Consider the following 15,060-nt stretch of genomic DNA (forward strand, 5'->3'; position numbering starts at 1 on the left):
CAAGGCGGCTAGATCAAGGGAATGCGGGGCAAAGCAACCTCCCGCCCAGGCCGCAACAAGCCCAAGCGTTGCCTCGTGATCCTGCCGGATACGGCAGGGCCTTGTTTGCGAGGTTTGTGTGGTGGTTCAGGCCGACTTGTTCCCGAAGGTTTCCTTGGCCGATGTGCTGCGGGTGTTCACCCGCATCGGCTTTCTCAGTTTTGGCGGCCCGGCAGGGCAGATTGCGCTGATGCACCGCGAGCTGGTGGAAGATCGGCGCTGGATCGCCGAGGATGATTTTCTTCACGCGCTCAACGTGTGCCATCTGCTGCCAGGGCCCGAGGCCCAGCAGCTGGCGACATGGATCGGCTGGCGGCTCCACGGCTGGCGCGGGGGGCTGGCAGCAGGACTGCTGTTCGTCATTCCGGGCGCGGTGATCATTCTGGCGCTGTCGATGCTCTATGCCATCGCCAGCAATCTGGGCTGGGTTGCAGCGCTGTTTCTTGGCGTCAAGGCAGCGGTGCTGGCGATTGTGGTGCAGGCGCTGCTGCGGATTGCCGGGCGGGCGCTTGATACGGCGGTCAAGCGCGCTCTGGCGCTGGCGGCCTTTGCCGGATTGTTCCTGTTCGATTTGCCCTTTCCCCTGATCGTGCTCGGGGCAGGGGTCATCGGTATGGCGATCGCGGCATGGCAGCCGTCCTTGCTCGCGCTCAAGCCGGGTGGAGCGCAAGATGGCATCGCTGCACCGCGGCCGTGGCGCGGCACGCTGCTGGCGATTGCCCTGTGGGGCGCGATCTGGGCTGCGCCCATGGCGGCCGTTGCGCTGACGCTCGGGCGCGATCACGTACTCTGGGACATCGGCGCCTTCTTCTCGCAGCTTGCCATTGTCACCTTCGGTGGCGCCTATGCGGTGCTGGCCTACATGGCGCAGGAGGCAGTGCAAGGGTTTGGCTGGCTCCAGCCCGGAGAGATGGCGGACGGGCTCGGTCTGGCCGAAACCACACCGGGGCCGCTGATCCTTGTGACGCAATTTGTCGGCTTTCTCGCGGCCTTCCGCATGCCTGAACCTTTCACGCCGCTCATGGCAGGGCTGCTGGGCGCCGGGCTGACAACATGGGTGACCTTCGCGCCGTGCTTCATGTGGATCTTCGCCTTTGCTCCGTGGATTGACCGGCTTGGTCAGGCCGTCCGGCTCAAGGGCGGGCTGGCGGCTGTGACGGCGGCGGTGGTGGGCGTGATCGCCAATCTCACCGCGTGGTTCGCGCTGCATGTGCTGTTCGCCCGGGTCGAGCAGGTGAGCGTTGGCGTGCTGCGCCTGCACTGGCCGGATCTTGCCAGCTTCGATTGGCGCGCGGGCCTGCTTGCCGCGCTTGCCGGAATGCTGGCCTTCGCGCTGCAATGGTCAGTCGTGCGCATTCTTGTCGTCTGCGCGGCGGGGGGCTTGGCGCTGACCCTGCTGCCATAGCGCCGCGCTGCGCCTGCGCTAGGCGGCGAACACTGCGGTGTAGATGCTGTAGCTGCTGGTGACGATCAGCACGATGGCAACCACCAGCAGCAGCAGCCGCGGCCGCACGCGGCTGGCCAGCAGTGCGCCAAAGGGTGCGGCAATCACCCCGCCGATGATCAGTCCGACCGTTATCAGCGTGAAGGCAGCAAGCCCCAGCGTTGCGATGAAAGCGATCGAGATGGACAGGGTGAGCAGGAACTCGGCGGAATTGACCGTGCCGATGACCTTGCGCGGATCGCCGCCCTGGATCAGCAGGTTGCTCGTCACCACCGGCCCCCAGCCGCCGCCGCCCGCCGCATCGAGAAAGCCGCCCGCCGCCGCCAGCGGACGGGTGTAGCGCGGATCCGCGAAGCGCGGCTTTGCCATGCGGATCGCGCGCCACAGCAGGTAAAAGCCGATCCCGGTCAGATAGGCCATCACCCACGGGCGCGCTGCCGAGGCATCGATGTTCGAGAGCAGATAGGCCCCGCTCACCCCGCCGATCACGCCGAAGGGGACCAGCCGCTTGAACAGCCCCCAATCGACATTGCGATGCCAGATATGGCTCGCGCCCGAAGCACCGGTCGTGAACAGTTCAACCAGATGCACGCTGGCCGAGGCAGTGGCGGGGGGAACCCCGAGCGCGCTGACCAGCAAGGTCTGGGTGATGACCCCGAAGGCCATGCCAAGCGCCCCGTCGATCATCTGCGCCGCCATGCCAATGGCGATGAACGGCGCGAGTTCGACAAGCAGCGGGACGATTTCTGGCATGAGGCATGTCCTCTCTGCGTGCTGGCAGGGTTAGAATGTGATGCTCGCCGTCGCACCCCAGGTGCGCGGATCGCCGGGAAGCCCGGCAATCAGCCCGGTGCTGCCGGGGCCGACGAAGAGCTGTTCGAAATAATTCGCGTCAAAGGCATTCCGCACCCAGGCAAACAGGTTGAGCCCGTCATCTGCACGGAAACCGAGGCGGAAATTGGACAGGTGGTAGCCGTTTACATTGGTGAACGCTGATGGCGAAGGGTTGGACGAAAAGTCCGAACGGTAAGACCCATCATAGCCCAGATAGACCCGCCCCGGCTTGCCAAGGAAGGTGGCAGGCAGATTGCCCTCCGCTCCGAACGAAAATGCCCATTCGGACACGCCCGGCAGACGCTGGCCGGAAATGTCGCAATTGGCCGGGCTGATCCCGCCGGGCGTGCCGGGGGCGGATGGCGTCTGACCGGGTGCGGCGGTGGTGCCGCCCGACAATTCCGGCGGGCAGGGCGCATCGACAAAGCGGACATATTGGGCATCGGTATAGGCGCCGCTGACATAGGCGGTGAACCGCTCGCTCGGGCGCACCGAGAAATCAACCTCGACCCCCTGCGAGCGCACCTTTTCGGCATTGGCGAGGAAGCCCCGCAGCACGCCGAATTCGCCATTGATCACCGTCGCTTGATAATCGCGGATATCGGTGCGGAAGGCTGCCACGTTGAGCGTCGCCCGGCGATCCCAGAACTGCGATTTGAGCCCGATTTCGAAGTGGTCGACAGTCTCGGGCCGGATCGTGCCTGCGGCAGCGATCGGCTGGCCATTGGCATCGGTTGGCAGCCCGTTCTGGTTGATCCCGATGGTCTTGAAGCTGCGCGCGTAGGCGCCATAGGCGAGCACATCGGGCGCGAGCGCATAACTCAGCGTAAGATCATAGGTGACGTTCCAGTCGGTATCCTCGGGCGCGCTCACCTGCGGCTGGAACACCGCAAGTTGTGCACGGCTGCGCGCATCGGTTTCCGTGCCAAGCAGCTCAACGCCTGCGCCAGTAAAGACGCGGCGCTGATAGAAGCCTTTCTTCTTGTCGTAATTCACGCGCGCGCCCGGTTGGATGGTGAAGGCGTCGGTGACCTTCCAGCTGAGCTGCCCGAACAGCGCCAAGCTGGTGCTTTCGAGGAACTGCGTGTTGCGCGCGGTGAGCCCGTCGAGCACGCTCGGATCAAGCGAGAGCGGATTGTTCGGCGCGATGTTCCAGCGGCTGGCAGCACGGCCCTGCGCTTCGGTGCCTTGCGTGTCGATCCGCTGATCGAAGGCAAAGGCACCGATCACGAAGTCGATCGCTGTGCCGCTGTAGGCATAGCGGAATTCCTGCGTGTACTGATCCTGCTGCGACGGGTTCTGCGACAGCGCCACGATCGAAAGCCCGGTGAAATCGCGATCATTCTCGGGCTTCCAGTCCCAATACCGCCACGCCGTGACCGAGGTGAAGGTTCCGGGGCCGATATCCCACACGGCTCGGAGCGAGGCGCCGGCGATCACGTTGCCGGCGTTGAGTTGCGAATCCAGATCACTCAGGCGGTCAAACGGATTGGTGCTGGGCGGCGCATAATTCTGCGCAGCGGCAAGGGCGGCGAACTGTCTGTTGAGAGGCCGCTGGGTCGTACCGGTGTGCACGAACACCGAACCGCAGCAATTGGCGTCTTGCTTGTTATAGTCACCCACCAGCGTGATCTTGAGATTGTCCGCCGCCTCCCACAAGACCTGCGCACGCAGCCCGAGATTGTCGAGGCTCTGGATATCCTCACCCGTGGTGACATTGCGGATCGTGCCCGCCCGGCTTGTCCCGGAGAAGGCGACGCGCGCCGCAACGCGTTCGGTCAGCGGGCCGGAGATTGCGAGCCGCGCTTGCCGGAATGCGAAATTGCCGAGGCTGATTTCGGCCTTGCCCTCAAAATCAAAACTCGGCTGGTTGGTGGTGATGTTGATCGCGCCGGCGGTGGTGTTCTTGCCGTAGAGCGTGCCTTGCGGCCCGCGCAGCACTTCGATCTGGGCGACATCGAGGAAGTCGAAGGTCGCCGAGGCGACGCGCGAATAATAGACATCATCGACATAGATGCCGACGCCCTGTTCGAACCCGTCACTGGTAAGGCCGAAGGGCACGCCGAGCCCGCGGATATTCACCGCCGTGTTGCGCGGGTTGGAGGAATAGAATTGCAGCGTCGGCGCAAGCTGCTGGAGCCGGCCCACATTGAACGCCCCGGTCTCGTCGAGCTGCTTGGCATCGATCACCGACACGGCGAGCGGAATGTCCTGTGCGCTTTCGGAGCGGCGACGGGCGGTGACGATGATGTCATTGCTGGCCTGCTCCAGTCGGGGCGTGGTGGCAGGGGTGAGGGTTTCGGATGTGGTTTCGTCCTGCGCTGAGGCGGGGGCGGTCAATAGCGCGGTCAGTCCTGCGCCAAGCAGCAGGGTGCTGCGGAATGTCTTCGGATACATGGTCTCGCCTTTGCAAGCGGGCATGCATCCGGTGGTCCGGTCTGCTGGTCCCTGTTGAGTTGGAGGTTGAAAGGGTCACGGGCCGATCAATCGGTCAGCCGTTTCCTCTCGGTCACATCGATCTGCATGACCTTCCCGTCATGCACGATCAGTTGGATCGCGCCGTAGCGCAGGCGGGAGAGCTCCTCGCTTACCAGCGCGAGTGTTTCGGGCAAAACCCCGCCTTTGGCAGAGCCTGTCGTGTCACGGTCCATGGATGGGCCTTTCATTGCGCGGAATCAGTCCGCAACGCAGGAATTAAACTCAAGCGAAATGATTGACAATGGGCTGCGCCGAACAGAAATTCTGTACCCCGGTGAAAGGTGGGATTTGTGCGCCGATGTGAAGCGTGCGCGCCGTCAGGCTTCGTCGTCGGTGAAGGGCGGCACCGGGGTGATCGGATCGGAAAGGCGGATTGCATCCAGAATCTGCGCCGTGCGATCACGCACATCGAGCAGCAGCGCGCGGGTGCGGCATTCGCCTTCTTCAAGGCAATTCTTGCATTTTTCGTGCGCATAGCGGCTTGCGCAGGGCACCAGCGCGAGGCTGCCGCGCATATGGCGGATCAGATCGCCATAGGTGATATCCACCGGCGGGATGGCCAGCCAATAGCCCCCGTCGCGGCCCCGCTGCGAGGCGACAAGGCCAAAGCGTGTCAGCTCCGAAAGGATCACGGTCAGGAACTTGGCGGGAATGTTCTGCTGCTCCGCTATCGCGGCAAGCTGCACTGGCCCATCGCCGTAATGATCGGCAAGGTGCTGCATCGCGCGGATCGCGTAGCGGGTCTTCTGGGACAGCATCGCAGATTGTCTATCTGCGAGGTAGGCAATCGGGTCAAGCCTGTCGTCCGGACCCGCACCGGGCCTGTCCGCACTGTGATGAATTGACTATGGAATTGATCGGCCCCAAGGGGCTTGACGGGTGCGCTGCGCCCCACGGTGTGCTGACTTGCGGAGACCTGCCTTGAGACTTGTGCTGTTTCTTGTCGCCCTTTTGATGGCAAGCCCCACTCTGGCGCAGGGCATCCAGCAGACCAAGGGCAGTTTCGAGGACAAGTTCCGCCAGCTTGATGAAGTGCTGCCCGATCCCAACACCTATCGCAATGCGAGCGGCGCGCCGGGGCATGAATACTGGCAGCAGAAGGTCGATTACAAGATCACCGCCGAGCTCGACGAGGCCAAGCGCCGCCTGACCGCGCGCGGCACGGTCCGCTATACCAACAATTCACCCGACAGCCTGCCGTGGCTGTGGATGCAGCTTGATCAGAACATCTTCCGCCGCGATTCGATGGCCGAGTTGACCGATGCCTTTGGTGGCCCCGGTCGGCGCGGGCCGAAGGTCACGTTGGGTGCAGGCGCCGAGCCGACCAAGCTTTCGATGGATGAACTGCGCCGCCAGCAATCCATGGCCGATAATGATTATGGCTACGATATCACCGCGGTTACCACGCTGACGGGCGAACAGCTGCCCCACACGATTGTCGGTACGCTGATGCGCATTGATCTGCCCCAGCCGCTGGCACCGGGCGAAACTGTCGAATTCGCGATCGCGTGGGCCTTCAACATCGTCGAGGAAGACGCCGTGGTCGCGCGCTCAGGCTACGAGCATTTCCCTGATGATCCGCGCAAGGGCGGGAACGACATCTTCCTGATGGCGCAGTGGTTCCCGCGCATGGTGGTCTATTCGGACTACGAAGGCTGGCACAACAAGGAGTTCCTCGGCCGCGGTGAGTTCACGCTCGAATTCGGCGATTACGAGGTCGAGATGACGGTGCCCGACGATCACATCGTTGCGTCCACCGGCGTGTTGCAGAACCCCGATGCCGTGTTGACGGCCGCGCAGCGCCAGCGTCTCGAAACCGCGAAGAACGCTGATGCGCCGGTCTTCATCGTGACCCCGCAGGAAGCCGCCGCCGCCGAAGCGGGCAATCCTCGCGGGCGCAAGACCTGGCGCTTCTCGGCCACCAACGTCCGCGATTTCGCCTGGGCGTCGAGCCGCAAATTCATGTGGGATGCGCAAGGCGTGAAGCAGCCCGGTGCGGAGAACGAAACCGTGCTCGCCATGAGCTTCTGGCCCAAGGAAGGTGGCGATCTGTGGAAGAAGTATTCCACCGCCGCCGTGGTGCATACGCTGAAGGTCTATTCCCGCTTCAGCTTTGACTATCCCTATCCCACCGCGCAGTCGGTCAACGGGCCGGTCGGCGGGATGGAATATCCGATGATCACCTTCAACGGGCCGCGCACCACGCTCAACAAGGATGGCAGCCGCACCTATTCGCTGGCCGAGAAAATGTTCCTCGTCGGCGTGGTGATTCACGAAATCGGGCACATCTATTTCCCGATGACGGTGAACTCGGATGAACGCCAGTGGACCTGGATGGACGAGGGGCTCAACTCCTTCCTTGATTCCGTGGCGGGTTACGAATGGGACCCGAACATGCCGTGGACCCGCAGCCTGCCGCGCGATCTGGTGCCCTACATGGTTTCGAACAACCAGCAGCCGATCATGACCCAATCGGATTCGATCACCGATCTCGGCTCGAACGCCTATGGCAAGCCGTCGGCGGCCTATCACTTGCTGCGTGATACCATCATCGGGCGCGAGCGGTTCGACTTTGCGCTGAAGGAATATGCCCGCCGCTGGAAGTTCAAGCGTCCGACCCCGGCGGATTTCTTCCGCACCATCGAGGAAGCCTCGGGCACCGATCTCGACTGGTTCTGGCGCGGCTGGTTCTACACCACCGATCACGTCGATATCAGCCTTGATTCGATCTACCGGCTCAAGATGGATTCGAAGAATCCCGATATTGATCTGCCGCGCCGCCGTCAGGAACGCGCGGAGGAGCCGACGCCGGTTGGCATTGGTCTGAACAAGCAACAAGGCCTGCCGATCTGGGTGCTCGAAAACCCGGGCGTGACCGACTTCTACGACAAGAACGACGAATTCACTGTCACCCCCAAGGATCGCAAGGGTTACCAGGATTTCGTCGATGGGCTTGATCGCTGGGAACGCGCCGCGTTTGACCGCGCGGTGAAGGAAGATGCCAATTACTACGTGCTCAACTTCACCAACAAGGGCGGCCTTGTCATGCCGATCATCCTTGGTCTGACCTTCAAGGACGGATCGAAGCAGAAGCTCAACATCCCGGCCGAAATCTGGCGCCGCAATTCCAGGGAAGTGGCCAAGCTGCTGGTCTTCCCGAAGAACAAGGAGCTGGTCGAAGTCATGGTCGATCCCGATTGGGAAACCGGCGACGCCAACCTTGAAGACAATCACTATCCGCGCCGCATCATCCCGAGCCGGATCGAAGCCTTCAAGGACGAAGCCAGCAAGTCGCGCGTCAGCCGTGATCTGATGGGCGAAGCCGCCGGGGCCGAGAAGGTCAAGGATCGCAAGTGATGCTGCGCCGCATCGCCTTGCTGATCGCGCTGCTGGTCGCTGTCCCCGTGGCGGCGCACCAGCAGAAGGTCGCGATCAGCACCATTGCGCTCAATTCCCGCACCGAGCGTATCGAGCTGGCGCATCAGGTGCCGGTGCACGATGCCGAACATGCGCTGCGTTTTCAGGGGGCGAAAGACCCCGACATTATCGGCAGCGCCGCGAGCCGCGAGGCCTTTGCCACCTATGTCACCCGCCGCTTCCGGCTGTGGGTCGATGGCGAGTTGGTGACGCCAGAATATGTCGGCAGCGAGATCGTGGGGGGCAATCTGATGGTCTATCAGGATATGCCCGCGCCCGCTGAAGCGGCACAGTTCACGGTCAATTCGCAGATCCTGACCGATCTGTGGGCGCGGCAGCAAAACCGGGTGAATATCGGGGGCGGCACCAAGGTGGAAACCTTTGTCTTCACCGTGAATACTGCGGCACGCGATTTCACACTCTAGCAGGCCTGGCGCAAACCGTCGCCGTGCCTGCGCAACGGGGAACAAGGCGGCATGGCTGACGCAGCGAGCTTAAGCGACAATCTCGGTCTGACAGTGGTGTTGCTCGCCTCGGGCGTGGCCGCCGTCCCGCTGTTCCGGCGGCTCGGCCTCGGTTCGGTGCTGGGATACTTTGCGGCCGGATTGCTGGTGGGCCCTTCGGTGCTGGGCATTTTCAGCGATCCGGAAGCGATCTTGCACGTCTCGGAACTGGGCGTGGTGATGTTCCTGTTCCTGATCGGCATCGAGCTGCGCCCGCGCAAGTTATGGGCGATGCGCAGCCAGATTTTCGGCGTCGGGCTGGTGCAGGTGCTGGTCTGCATGGTGCTGCTGACCGCAGTGGGGATCGCGCTGGGGCTTGCGCCCGTGGTGGCCTTTGTGGCGGGCACCGGCTTCGTGTTGTCTTCGACTGCGGTGATCATGTCGGTGCTGGCCGAACGCGGCGAGATTGCCAGCCCGCAAGGCCAGCAGGGCGTGGCGATCCTGTTGCTCGAAGATCTGGCGATTGTCCCGCTGCTGGCGCTGGTCGCGTATCTCGGCGCGGGTGCGGCGGGCGAATTCAGCATGTCCGGGGTGCTGATCGGGCTGGGGGCGATTGCCCTGCTGATCGTGACCGGGCGCTGGCTGCTCGATCCCTTTTTCGCCTTGCTGGCCCGCGCCCGGGCTACCGAAGTCCTCACCGCAGGCGCACTGCTGGTGGTGCTGGGATCGGCGCTGCTGATGGAGCGGAGCGGGCTGTCGATGGCGCTGGGCGCTTTCCTCGCGGGCGTGTTGCTGTCGGGTTCAAGCTACCGCCATCAGATCGAAGCCGATGTCGAGCCGTTCAAAGGCCTGCTGATGGGTCTGTTCTTCCTCGCGGTGGGGATGAGCCTCGATATTGCGGTGGTGGCGCGTGAATGGCAATTGATCGCCGCCTTGCTGGCAGCTTACGTGGTGGTCAAATCCATTGGGGTTTTCGCCGTGGCACGGCTGTTCGGGGCAACCGGCAGGCAGGCGATGGCGCGCGTCGTGATGTTCGCGCAGGGCGGCGAATTTGCCTTTGTCCTCTATGCTGCCGGGCTGGCTGGCGGGGTCATCAGCGCCGAACAGAGCGCGATCTTCGCCACGGTCATCATTCTGTCGATGGCGCTCACCCCGCTGGTGATGCTGGTGGCGGATCGCTGGCTGGGACAGCGCGTGGTGTCGATGGACGGCATCGAGGAGGCCAATGGCTTGCGGGGCGATGTGCTGCTGATCGGGTTTGGCCGCTTCGGGCAGATTGCCTCGCAATTGCTGCTCGCGCGCGGGGCCAAGGTTGCGCTGGTCGATAATGATCCCAACCGCATCCGCGATGCCGAACGCTTCGGTTTCAAGGTCTATTTCGGCGACGGCGCGCGGCTTGATATCCTCAAGGCATCAGGCGCTGCCGAGGCCGAGGTGATCATGGTCTGCATTGATGACAAGGAGGCCGCGCTGCGGATTGCGACGCTTGCCACCGAACAATTTCCGACCGCCCGCGTGCTGGTGCGCTCCTATGATCGCGGCCACGCGATTGCGCTGCGCCAGATCGGGATTGACGGCGAAATGCGCGAGACGTTCGAATCCGCGATCCGGTTTGGCGGGATGGGGCTGGCGGCGCTCGGTGTGACCGAGCTGGAGATCGAGGATATCACCGCCGATATCCGCCAGCGCGATGAGGAGCGCCTTGCGCTGCAAGTCCATGGCGGGGAGCTGGCGGGGACTGACAGGCTCCATCGTCATCCGGTGCCCGAACCGCTGGTGCGGCGGAGCAAGGCGGCCGCGCGCGAGTAGCCACCATCCTGATTGCTGACATCAGACGATTTGGTCAGCAAGCATCAGGGCACCGATAATGCCGGCATTATCGCCATGGCGAGGCGCTTCGATCCGGTGGCGCGACCCGCCGGGCAGGTAGCCTGCATCGATGGTCTGCGTGCGGGTAGCGATGCGTTCAACGAGTTTGGGTGTCTTGGCCACCCCGCCGCCCAGCACGATCACCTCCACTGCTGTGATTGCCGATAGGCTGTGACACAGCTGCGCGATGTAATCCGCAATCACCGTGTGGGCGATGTGATCGGCGGGAAGCGCCGACAGGGATACGCCCCACCGCGCCTTGATCGCCGGGCCACTCGCAAGGCCTTCGAGGCAATCGCCATGGTGCGGGCAAATGCCGGGAAAGTCGCTGTCAGCCGGATGGCGGCGCGGCAGGATATGCCCCATTTCAGGATGGGCCGCGCCGTGCACGGGGTGTCCGCCGACAACCAATCCGCCGCCGATGCCCGTGCCGATTGTGATGTACGCAAGCCCGCTGCAATCGGGCCGCGCTGCGGCCTCGGCGATGGCGGCGGCGTTGACATCGGTGTCGAGAGCAACCCTCGTGCCGAGCTCGCGTGCAAAGAACCCGGCAATATCGCAATTCTGCCAACCCGCCTTGGGCGTGTTGGTGATGTGGCCCCAATCAGCCGCGCTCCGATCAAGCTGGGCTGGTCCGAAGGTGCCGATCCCGATTGCTTTGAGAGCGCCGTGCTGATCGAGCCATGCGGCAGCTTCGCCCAGTGTTTCATCGGGCGATGTGGTGGGAATGCTATGCCGGGCGATAATCCGGTCAGGCGAAGGCCCCACTGCCAGCACGAATTTCGTGCCGCCTGCCTCAATCGCACCGAGCATTCGCTATGTCCTCCTGCCGCGAGACAAGCTGGCAGGTGTCGTCCTCGATGGCCAGCCGCAAGAGCGGTGCGGGCACACCACCGAAATATGCATTTGCTGTGGCGGGATCGTCCGGAATGTCTTGGCCACCAAGTCCGAAGAAATCGACAAAGCTCGATACCCGGAGGTCGGCATCAACATACCAGCTATAGGTCTGGTGCGGTTCCTGAACGGGGTTTGCCAGAACAAGGCCTGAACCGTTGAGTGGGCAATAGGGGCCAAGCAGGGTGTCGGCGACCATCCCGTAAAGTCCGGTGGGCGCATGCCGCAAGTGCGGGGCGAAAGTGTGGCTCTGGGTTGACCAGAAGGCGTAATAGCGCCCACGATGATACACCAGATGCGCGCGTTCGAGCTCGTTGTTGACGCCGTCTGCGGCGATCAATGGGGGCAGCAATTGCCATTCGCCCGCCTGCCAGCGGGCAAGACCGAAAGCCCCGTTGAACGCGCTGTCCGATCCGCCCAGGGAAGCGGTGAAAGCGAGATACTCCGCGCCGTCGGCCGGGTCGCGGAAATAGGCAGGGTCGCGCAGCGCCTTGATGGTTCCGGGTGCGCCTTCATGTGCGTCAGCAGCCTGATAGAGCGGCGAGGGCCGGGCGATCAGCGGCGCTGGGGTGCTCCAGTCGTGCGGCCAGCCATCAGGCCCGAGCCTCGCCGCGCTTGCCCACAGGCTCTGCTGGTAACCGCCGGGCTTTTCAGCCGTTCCGGCAGCAGTGAAGAACAGCGTGACGACGCCATCGCGCAGCAACGCCGAGCCGGCCCATTCGCGTTCATAGGACACGGTGAAATCGGGCAGCACCGGCCCGCGATCAAGCCATGTGTCAGCCATGCGCTCAAGCCAATGGATCTTGGCCGTAAAGTGCCGCAGTGCCGGATCGCCGCGGTCAGGCGCAGTGAGCGCCATCCACAGCTCGCGCCCGGCAAGGCGAGCGGGCATCCCGTCCGGCGCTTGCAGCGGCCACATGTCCCAATAGACCCGTGCCGGATCAAGACCGGAGCGATCACGCGTGGTGATCGTTGGAATGACACCGGCAGGGGCGGGCGCACACGAAGCAAGGTGTTCCGCAGTCCAGAAGGTTGTCATCGCGCGCGTGCCTGTTTCAAGCCGGATAGGAAAAATGGGCTGGTCGCCAAGGGGAGAGAGGCGGCGACCAGCCTGATGGGGTGCGGTCGCAATCAGAAGTCGAACCGCACCGAAGCAAGCACGGTACGACCCTGGATCGAGCGCGCTCGCACCAGCCCATTGGCAGGGATCAGGCCTTCCTCCGCCTCGGTGAAGCCGAAGCTGTTGAACAGGTTGGTGGCGTTGAGGCCCACTTCCACCCGCTCCATCGGTCGCACTGCGAGGAAGGCGTTGACCTGCGCAAAGGCGGGAAGCTTCAGCCCGTTATTGTCCTGCGCAAAGCTTGCCGTGGTGCCCACGATATTCGCGCCCAGCGTAAACCGCTTGTCGGCATATTGCGCCGTCGCCTGATAGACCAGATCGGCCTGACGGCGCGGCGTATTGCCGATCGTGGTGAGATCGAGCGCATCGACAATTTCCGCCTTGGTCCAGGTCGCACCCGCCGAAAGCGAGAATGGCCCGGTGGTGTAAGCGCCTTCAAGTTCGAGGCCATAGGCTTCGAATTCGGTGTCGAACAGCACGAGCGGGGCAATGTCGACATTGGTTTCCGATGTCGTGGCATAGAAGCCGGTCGCATAGAGCGAAAGGCCGCGCGACTGGTATTTGACGCCGAGTTCCGCCTGATTGACCCGCGCGATCACGCCGGTGTCGCCGCCGGGCAGGCTCCCATCGACCGGGCTGACTGCGGGGGAAAACAGGCTGCGGTCAGCGGTGTGACGTCCACCGCGGCTGTAGCGCGCAAACACCCCGAGATCATCGGTTACAAGGTAATTCGCACCGATCGAGTAGGACAGGTAGCCGAAGCTGTAATTGACCGGGCGGGCCTGCCCGAGCGGCAATTGGCTGGTAAGCGCTTCGGCGGGACTGATTGATCCGTTATTGTCAAAATCAAACCCGATCACGCCATTGCCGAAGCCGCTGTCAGCCCCCGTGATCGAGCCATTGGCATCGCCGAAATCATAACGCGCGCTGAGATCAAGCGTGAGCCGGTCCAACTCCAGCGATGCAGATGCGAAAGGCGCGAAGGTCGAATAGTCGACATCATAATTGCGCCGGCAGCAATTGCCGAAGAAGCTGGCGCCGAAGCCGGCAGTGCCGTTCTGCGTGACCGGGTTACCGCCTGCATCAAGAATATCGACGAGCACGGCACGCCCGCCACCTTCGACTGTCTGCACTTGTGAGGTCCACAGCCAATCGGTGTTGATCGTCTGGCGCGAGGCGTAGAAGCCGCCGGTAAAGGCAAGGCGCGCGCCGCCCAGATCGAAATCATTACTGATACGGAAATCATTCGTGATGTTGTTGAGGCTGTTGAGCCGCACATTGAACATCACCACATTGGTGAGCAAGCCATTGCCGCCGATATTGGCCGGATTGGCGAGCGCGCCGGTGTTGGGGCCCGAGGCAAAGCGGATGGTTGATCCTGCCCCGCCGATCCCGTTGGCAATGGCCTGCGCGGCGTCTGCTTCGGCAGGGAGGGGCGAGGTAAAGCTGCCCGAATTGTCGGCAAAGCGGAAACGGTTGGTAACGGTCCAGCCCGACCCGATATCGAACTGCGTCTCAATCCCGAAGGCCGCGCTCTGTACGCTGAGACCATCATTGATGTTAAAGCTCGCCGGGTTGTTGCTGCCATCGAGCGTCACGGCCTGAGTGATGAACGGGCTGTAAAGTGCATCGCTGCGCGGATCAAAGCCCGCAAGTCCCCGGTAATCGGGCCGGGCATTGGAACCTGTGACCTGCACCGGCATCGGCAGGATTGTCGGCGTGCGATCATTGAGATACTTGCCGTAGAAGCGGATATAGCCGCTATCGAATTCCTTGGTGAGATTGGCCTTGATCTGGCCGCCGTCAAACCCGTTGAAGCCGATATCGCGCGGACCTTCGCCAGTGCGATAGAACCCGCCGACATGGAAGTAGAGATCATCGGCCAAGCGGCTGCCGTAGTCGAAATCCATCCGGTAGGTTTCAAAGTCCAACCCAACGCTCGCCTGAATGGCGCCGCCTTCCTGCTTGCCCGTCTTGGAGATGAAGTTGATCACCGCGCCTGGCGCGTTCGAGGCGAAGGTCGAGGCTGAGCCGCCGCGCACCGCTTCGACACGGGCGACGTTGCGATCCGCACGCAGGAAATTGTCGGCATTGCCAAAGATGATGTCGCCAAATTCGAGGATCGGGAGACCATCTTCCTGCAACTGGATATAGCGCGCGCCGCCGGTGGAGACAGGCAGGCCGCGCACCGCGATATTGGCATTGCCTTCGCCGCCAGAGGCTTCCGAACGGATACCCGGAATCTGGCGGATAAGATCGGCGGCTGACGGCGGGGCGAGTCGCACGATGGTTTCTTCGCTCAGCGTGCTGACCGAAATCGAGGTTTCAAGCCGGTTCTGCCCGCGGGCTGTCGCGGTCACAATGATCTCGCCATTATCGGCGCTGTCGGCTTCGGCTTCCTGTGCCAGACCGGGGCTTGCCCCGAGGCTGGCCACCGCAAGAGCCACGAAACTCGCGCTGCGCGCGTACTGCACTTTCAACATCCTCAAACTCCCCCAATAGCAATTTTTTGCCTGTGGAAG

The 15,060-nt window shown here is 63.0% G+C and carries 11 protein-coding genes; 4 read left to right on the forward strand and 7 right to left on the reverse strand.

The window, feature by feature from the left end:
• The first annotated feature begins 136 nt into the window (after positions 1–136).
• Positions 137–1,444 (forward strand): chromate efflux transporter, encoded by a 1,308-nt coding sequence (gene chrA / locus SOQ14_RS10450; RefSeq protein ID WP_322898046.1) that lies wholly within the window; start codon positions 137–139, stop codon positions 1,442–1,444.
• Positions 1,445–1,462: 18 nt separating this feature from the next.
• Here chrA and SOQ14_RS10455 read toward each other — a convergent pair whose 3' ends face one another.
• From SOQ14_RS10455 to SOQ14_RS10470, 4 genes are all read right to left on the reverse strand, one after another.
• Positions 1,463–2,236, reverse strand: a complete 774-nt coding sequence (locus SOQ14_RS10455; RefSeq protein ID WP_322898047.1) for a sulfite exporter TauE/SafE family protein — start codon at positions 2,234–2,236, stop codon at positions 1,463–1,465.
• Between the two features lie 30 nt (positions 2,237–2,266).
• On the reverse strand, positions 2,267–4,714 hold the full coding sequence (locus SOQ14_RS10460; protein WP_322898048.1) for a TonB-dependent receptor: 2,448 nt from the start codon (positions 4,712–4,714) through the stop codon (positions 2,267–2,269).
• A gap of 86 nt (positions 4,715–4,800) precedes the next feature.
• Positions 4,801–4,968: a YezD family protein gene (locus SOQ14_RS10465; protein ID WP_322898049.1), complete on the reverse strand. Its 168-nt coding sequence runs from the start codon at positions 4,966–4,968 to the stop codon at positions 4,801–4,803.
• A 144-nt stretch (positions 4,969–5,112) separates the two neighbouring features.
• Complete coding sequence (locus SOQ14_RS10470; RefSeq protein WP_322898050.1) at positions 5,113–5,553, reverse strand: RrF2 family transcriptional regulator; 441 nt, start codon at positions 5,551–5,553, stop codon at positions 5,113–5,115.
• Positions 5,554–5,749: 196 nt separating this feature from the next.
• Between SOQ14_RS10470 and SOQ14_RS10475 the strand changes: the two genes are divergently transcribed.
• From SOQ14_RS10475 to SOQ14_RS10485, 3 genes are read left to right on the forward strand one after another with little or no spacing between them, the layout of a single operon-like run.
• Positions 5,750–8,152, forward strand: coding sequence for a M1 family metallopeptidase (locus SOQ14_RS10475; RefSeq protein ID WP_322898051.1), 2,403 nt, complete (start codon positions 5,750–5,752; stop codon positions 8,150–8,152).
• A complete protein-coding gene (locus SOQ14_RS10480; protein WP_322898052.1) occupies positions 8,152–8,637 on the forward strand; it encodes a DUF6702 family protein in 486 nt (161 codons plus the stop codon). Before SOQ14_RS10475 ends, SOQ14_RS10480 begins: the two co-directional genes overlap by 1 nt.
• Positions 8,638–8,688: 51 nt before the next feature.
• Positions 8,689–10,464, forward strand: a complete 1,776-nt coding sequence (locus SOQ14_RS10485) for a monovalent cation:proton antiporter-2 (CPA2) family protein (RefSeq protein WP_322898053.1) — start codon at positions 8,689–8,691, stop codon at positions 10,462–10,464.
• Between the two features lie 21 nt (positions 10,465–10,485).
• On the opposite strand, the gene SOQ14_RS10490 is transcribed toward SOQ14_RS10485, so the two are convergent.
• The 3 genes from SOQ14_RS10490 to SOQ14_RS10500 all read right to left on the reverse strand — a co-directional run bounded on the left by SOQ14_RS10490 (position 10,486) and on the right by SOQ14_RS10500 (position 15,021).
• The gene (locus SOQ14_RS10490; protein ID WP_322898054.1) at positions 10,486–11,337 is read right to left on the reverse strand and encodes an ROK family protein; all 852 of its coding nucleotides are present in this window, start codon (positions 11,335–11,337) and stop codon (positions 10,486–10,488) included.
• Positions 11,321–12,457 carry a glycoside hydrolase family 68 protein gene (locus SOQ14_RS10495; protein ID WP_322898055.1) on the reverse strand — a complete coding sequence of 379 codons (1,137 nt, stop codon included), beginning with the start codon at positions 12,455–12,457 and terminating at the stop codon, positions 11,321–11,323. The genes SOQ14_RS10490 and SOQ14_RS10495 overlap by 17 nt, the downstream gene beginning before the upstream one ends.
• A 92-nt stretch (positions 12,458–12,549) precedes the next feature.
• Positions 12,550–15,021 (reverse strand): TonB-dependent receptor domain-containing protein, encoded by a 2,472-nt coding sequence (locus SOQ14_RS10500; protein WP_322898056.1) that lies wholly within the window; start codon positions 15,019–15,021, stop codon positions 12,550–12,552.
• Positions 15,022–15,060 lie beyond the last annotated feature (39 nt).

The sequence above is a fragment of the Erythrobacter epiphyticus genome (genome assembly GCF_034653295.1).
In the GTDB taxonomy this organism is placed as follows: Bacteria; Pseudomonadota; Alphaproteobacteria; order Sphingomonadales; family Sphingomonadaceae; genus Erythrobacter.

What these genes read in the sequence shown, in the direction of transcription:
- SOQ14_RS10455 (WP_322898047.1), bottom strand. Translation starts at nt 2,236, where the DNA reads ATGCCAGAAATCGTCCCGCTGCTTGTCGAACTCGCGCCGTTCATCGCC.
- SOQ14_RS10460 (WP_322898048.1), bottom strand. Translation starts at nt 4,714, where the DNA reads ATGTATCCGAAGACATTCCGCAGCACCCTGCTGCTTGGCGCAGGACTG.
- SOQ14_RS10465 (WP_322898049.1), bottom strand. Translation starts at nt 4,968, where the DNA reads ATGGACCGTGACACGACAGGCTCTGCCAAAGGCGGGGTTTTGCCCGAA.
- SOQ14_RS10470 (WP_322898050.1), bottom strand. Translation starts at nt 5,553, where the DNA reads ATGCTGTCCCAGAAGACCCGCTACGCGATCCGCGCGATGCAGCACCTT.
- SOQ14_RS10475 (WP_322898051.1), top strand. Translation starts at nt 5,750, where the DNA reads ATGGCAAGCCCCACTCTGGCGCAGGGCATCCAGCAGACCAAGGGCAGT.
- SOQ14_RS10480 (WP_322898052.1), top strand. Translation starts at nt 8,152, where the DNA reads ATGCTGCGCCGCATCGCCTTGCTGATCGCGCTGCTGGTCGCTGTCCCC.
- SOQ14_RS10485 (WP_322898053.1), top strand. Translation starts at nt 8,689, where the DNA reads ATGGCTGACGCAGCGAGCTTAAGCGACAATCTCGGTCTGACAGTGGTG.
- SOQ14_RS10490 (WP_322898054.1), bottom strand. Translation starts at nt 11,337, where the DNA reads ATGCTCGGTGCGATTGAGGCAGGCGGCACGAAATTCGTGCTGGCAGTG.
- SOQ14_RS10495 (WP_322898055.1), bottom strand. Translation starts at nt 12,457, where the DNA reads ATGACAACCTTCTGGACTGCGGAACACCTTGCTTCGTGTGCGCCCGCC.
- SOQ14_RS10500 (WP_322898056.1), bottom strand. Translation starts at nt 15,021, where the DNA reads ATGTTGAAAGTGCAGTACGCGCGCAGCGCGAGTTTCGTGGCTCTTGCG.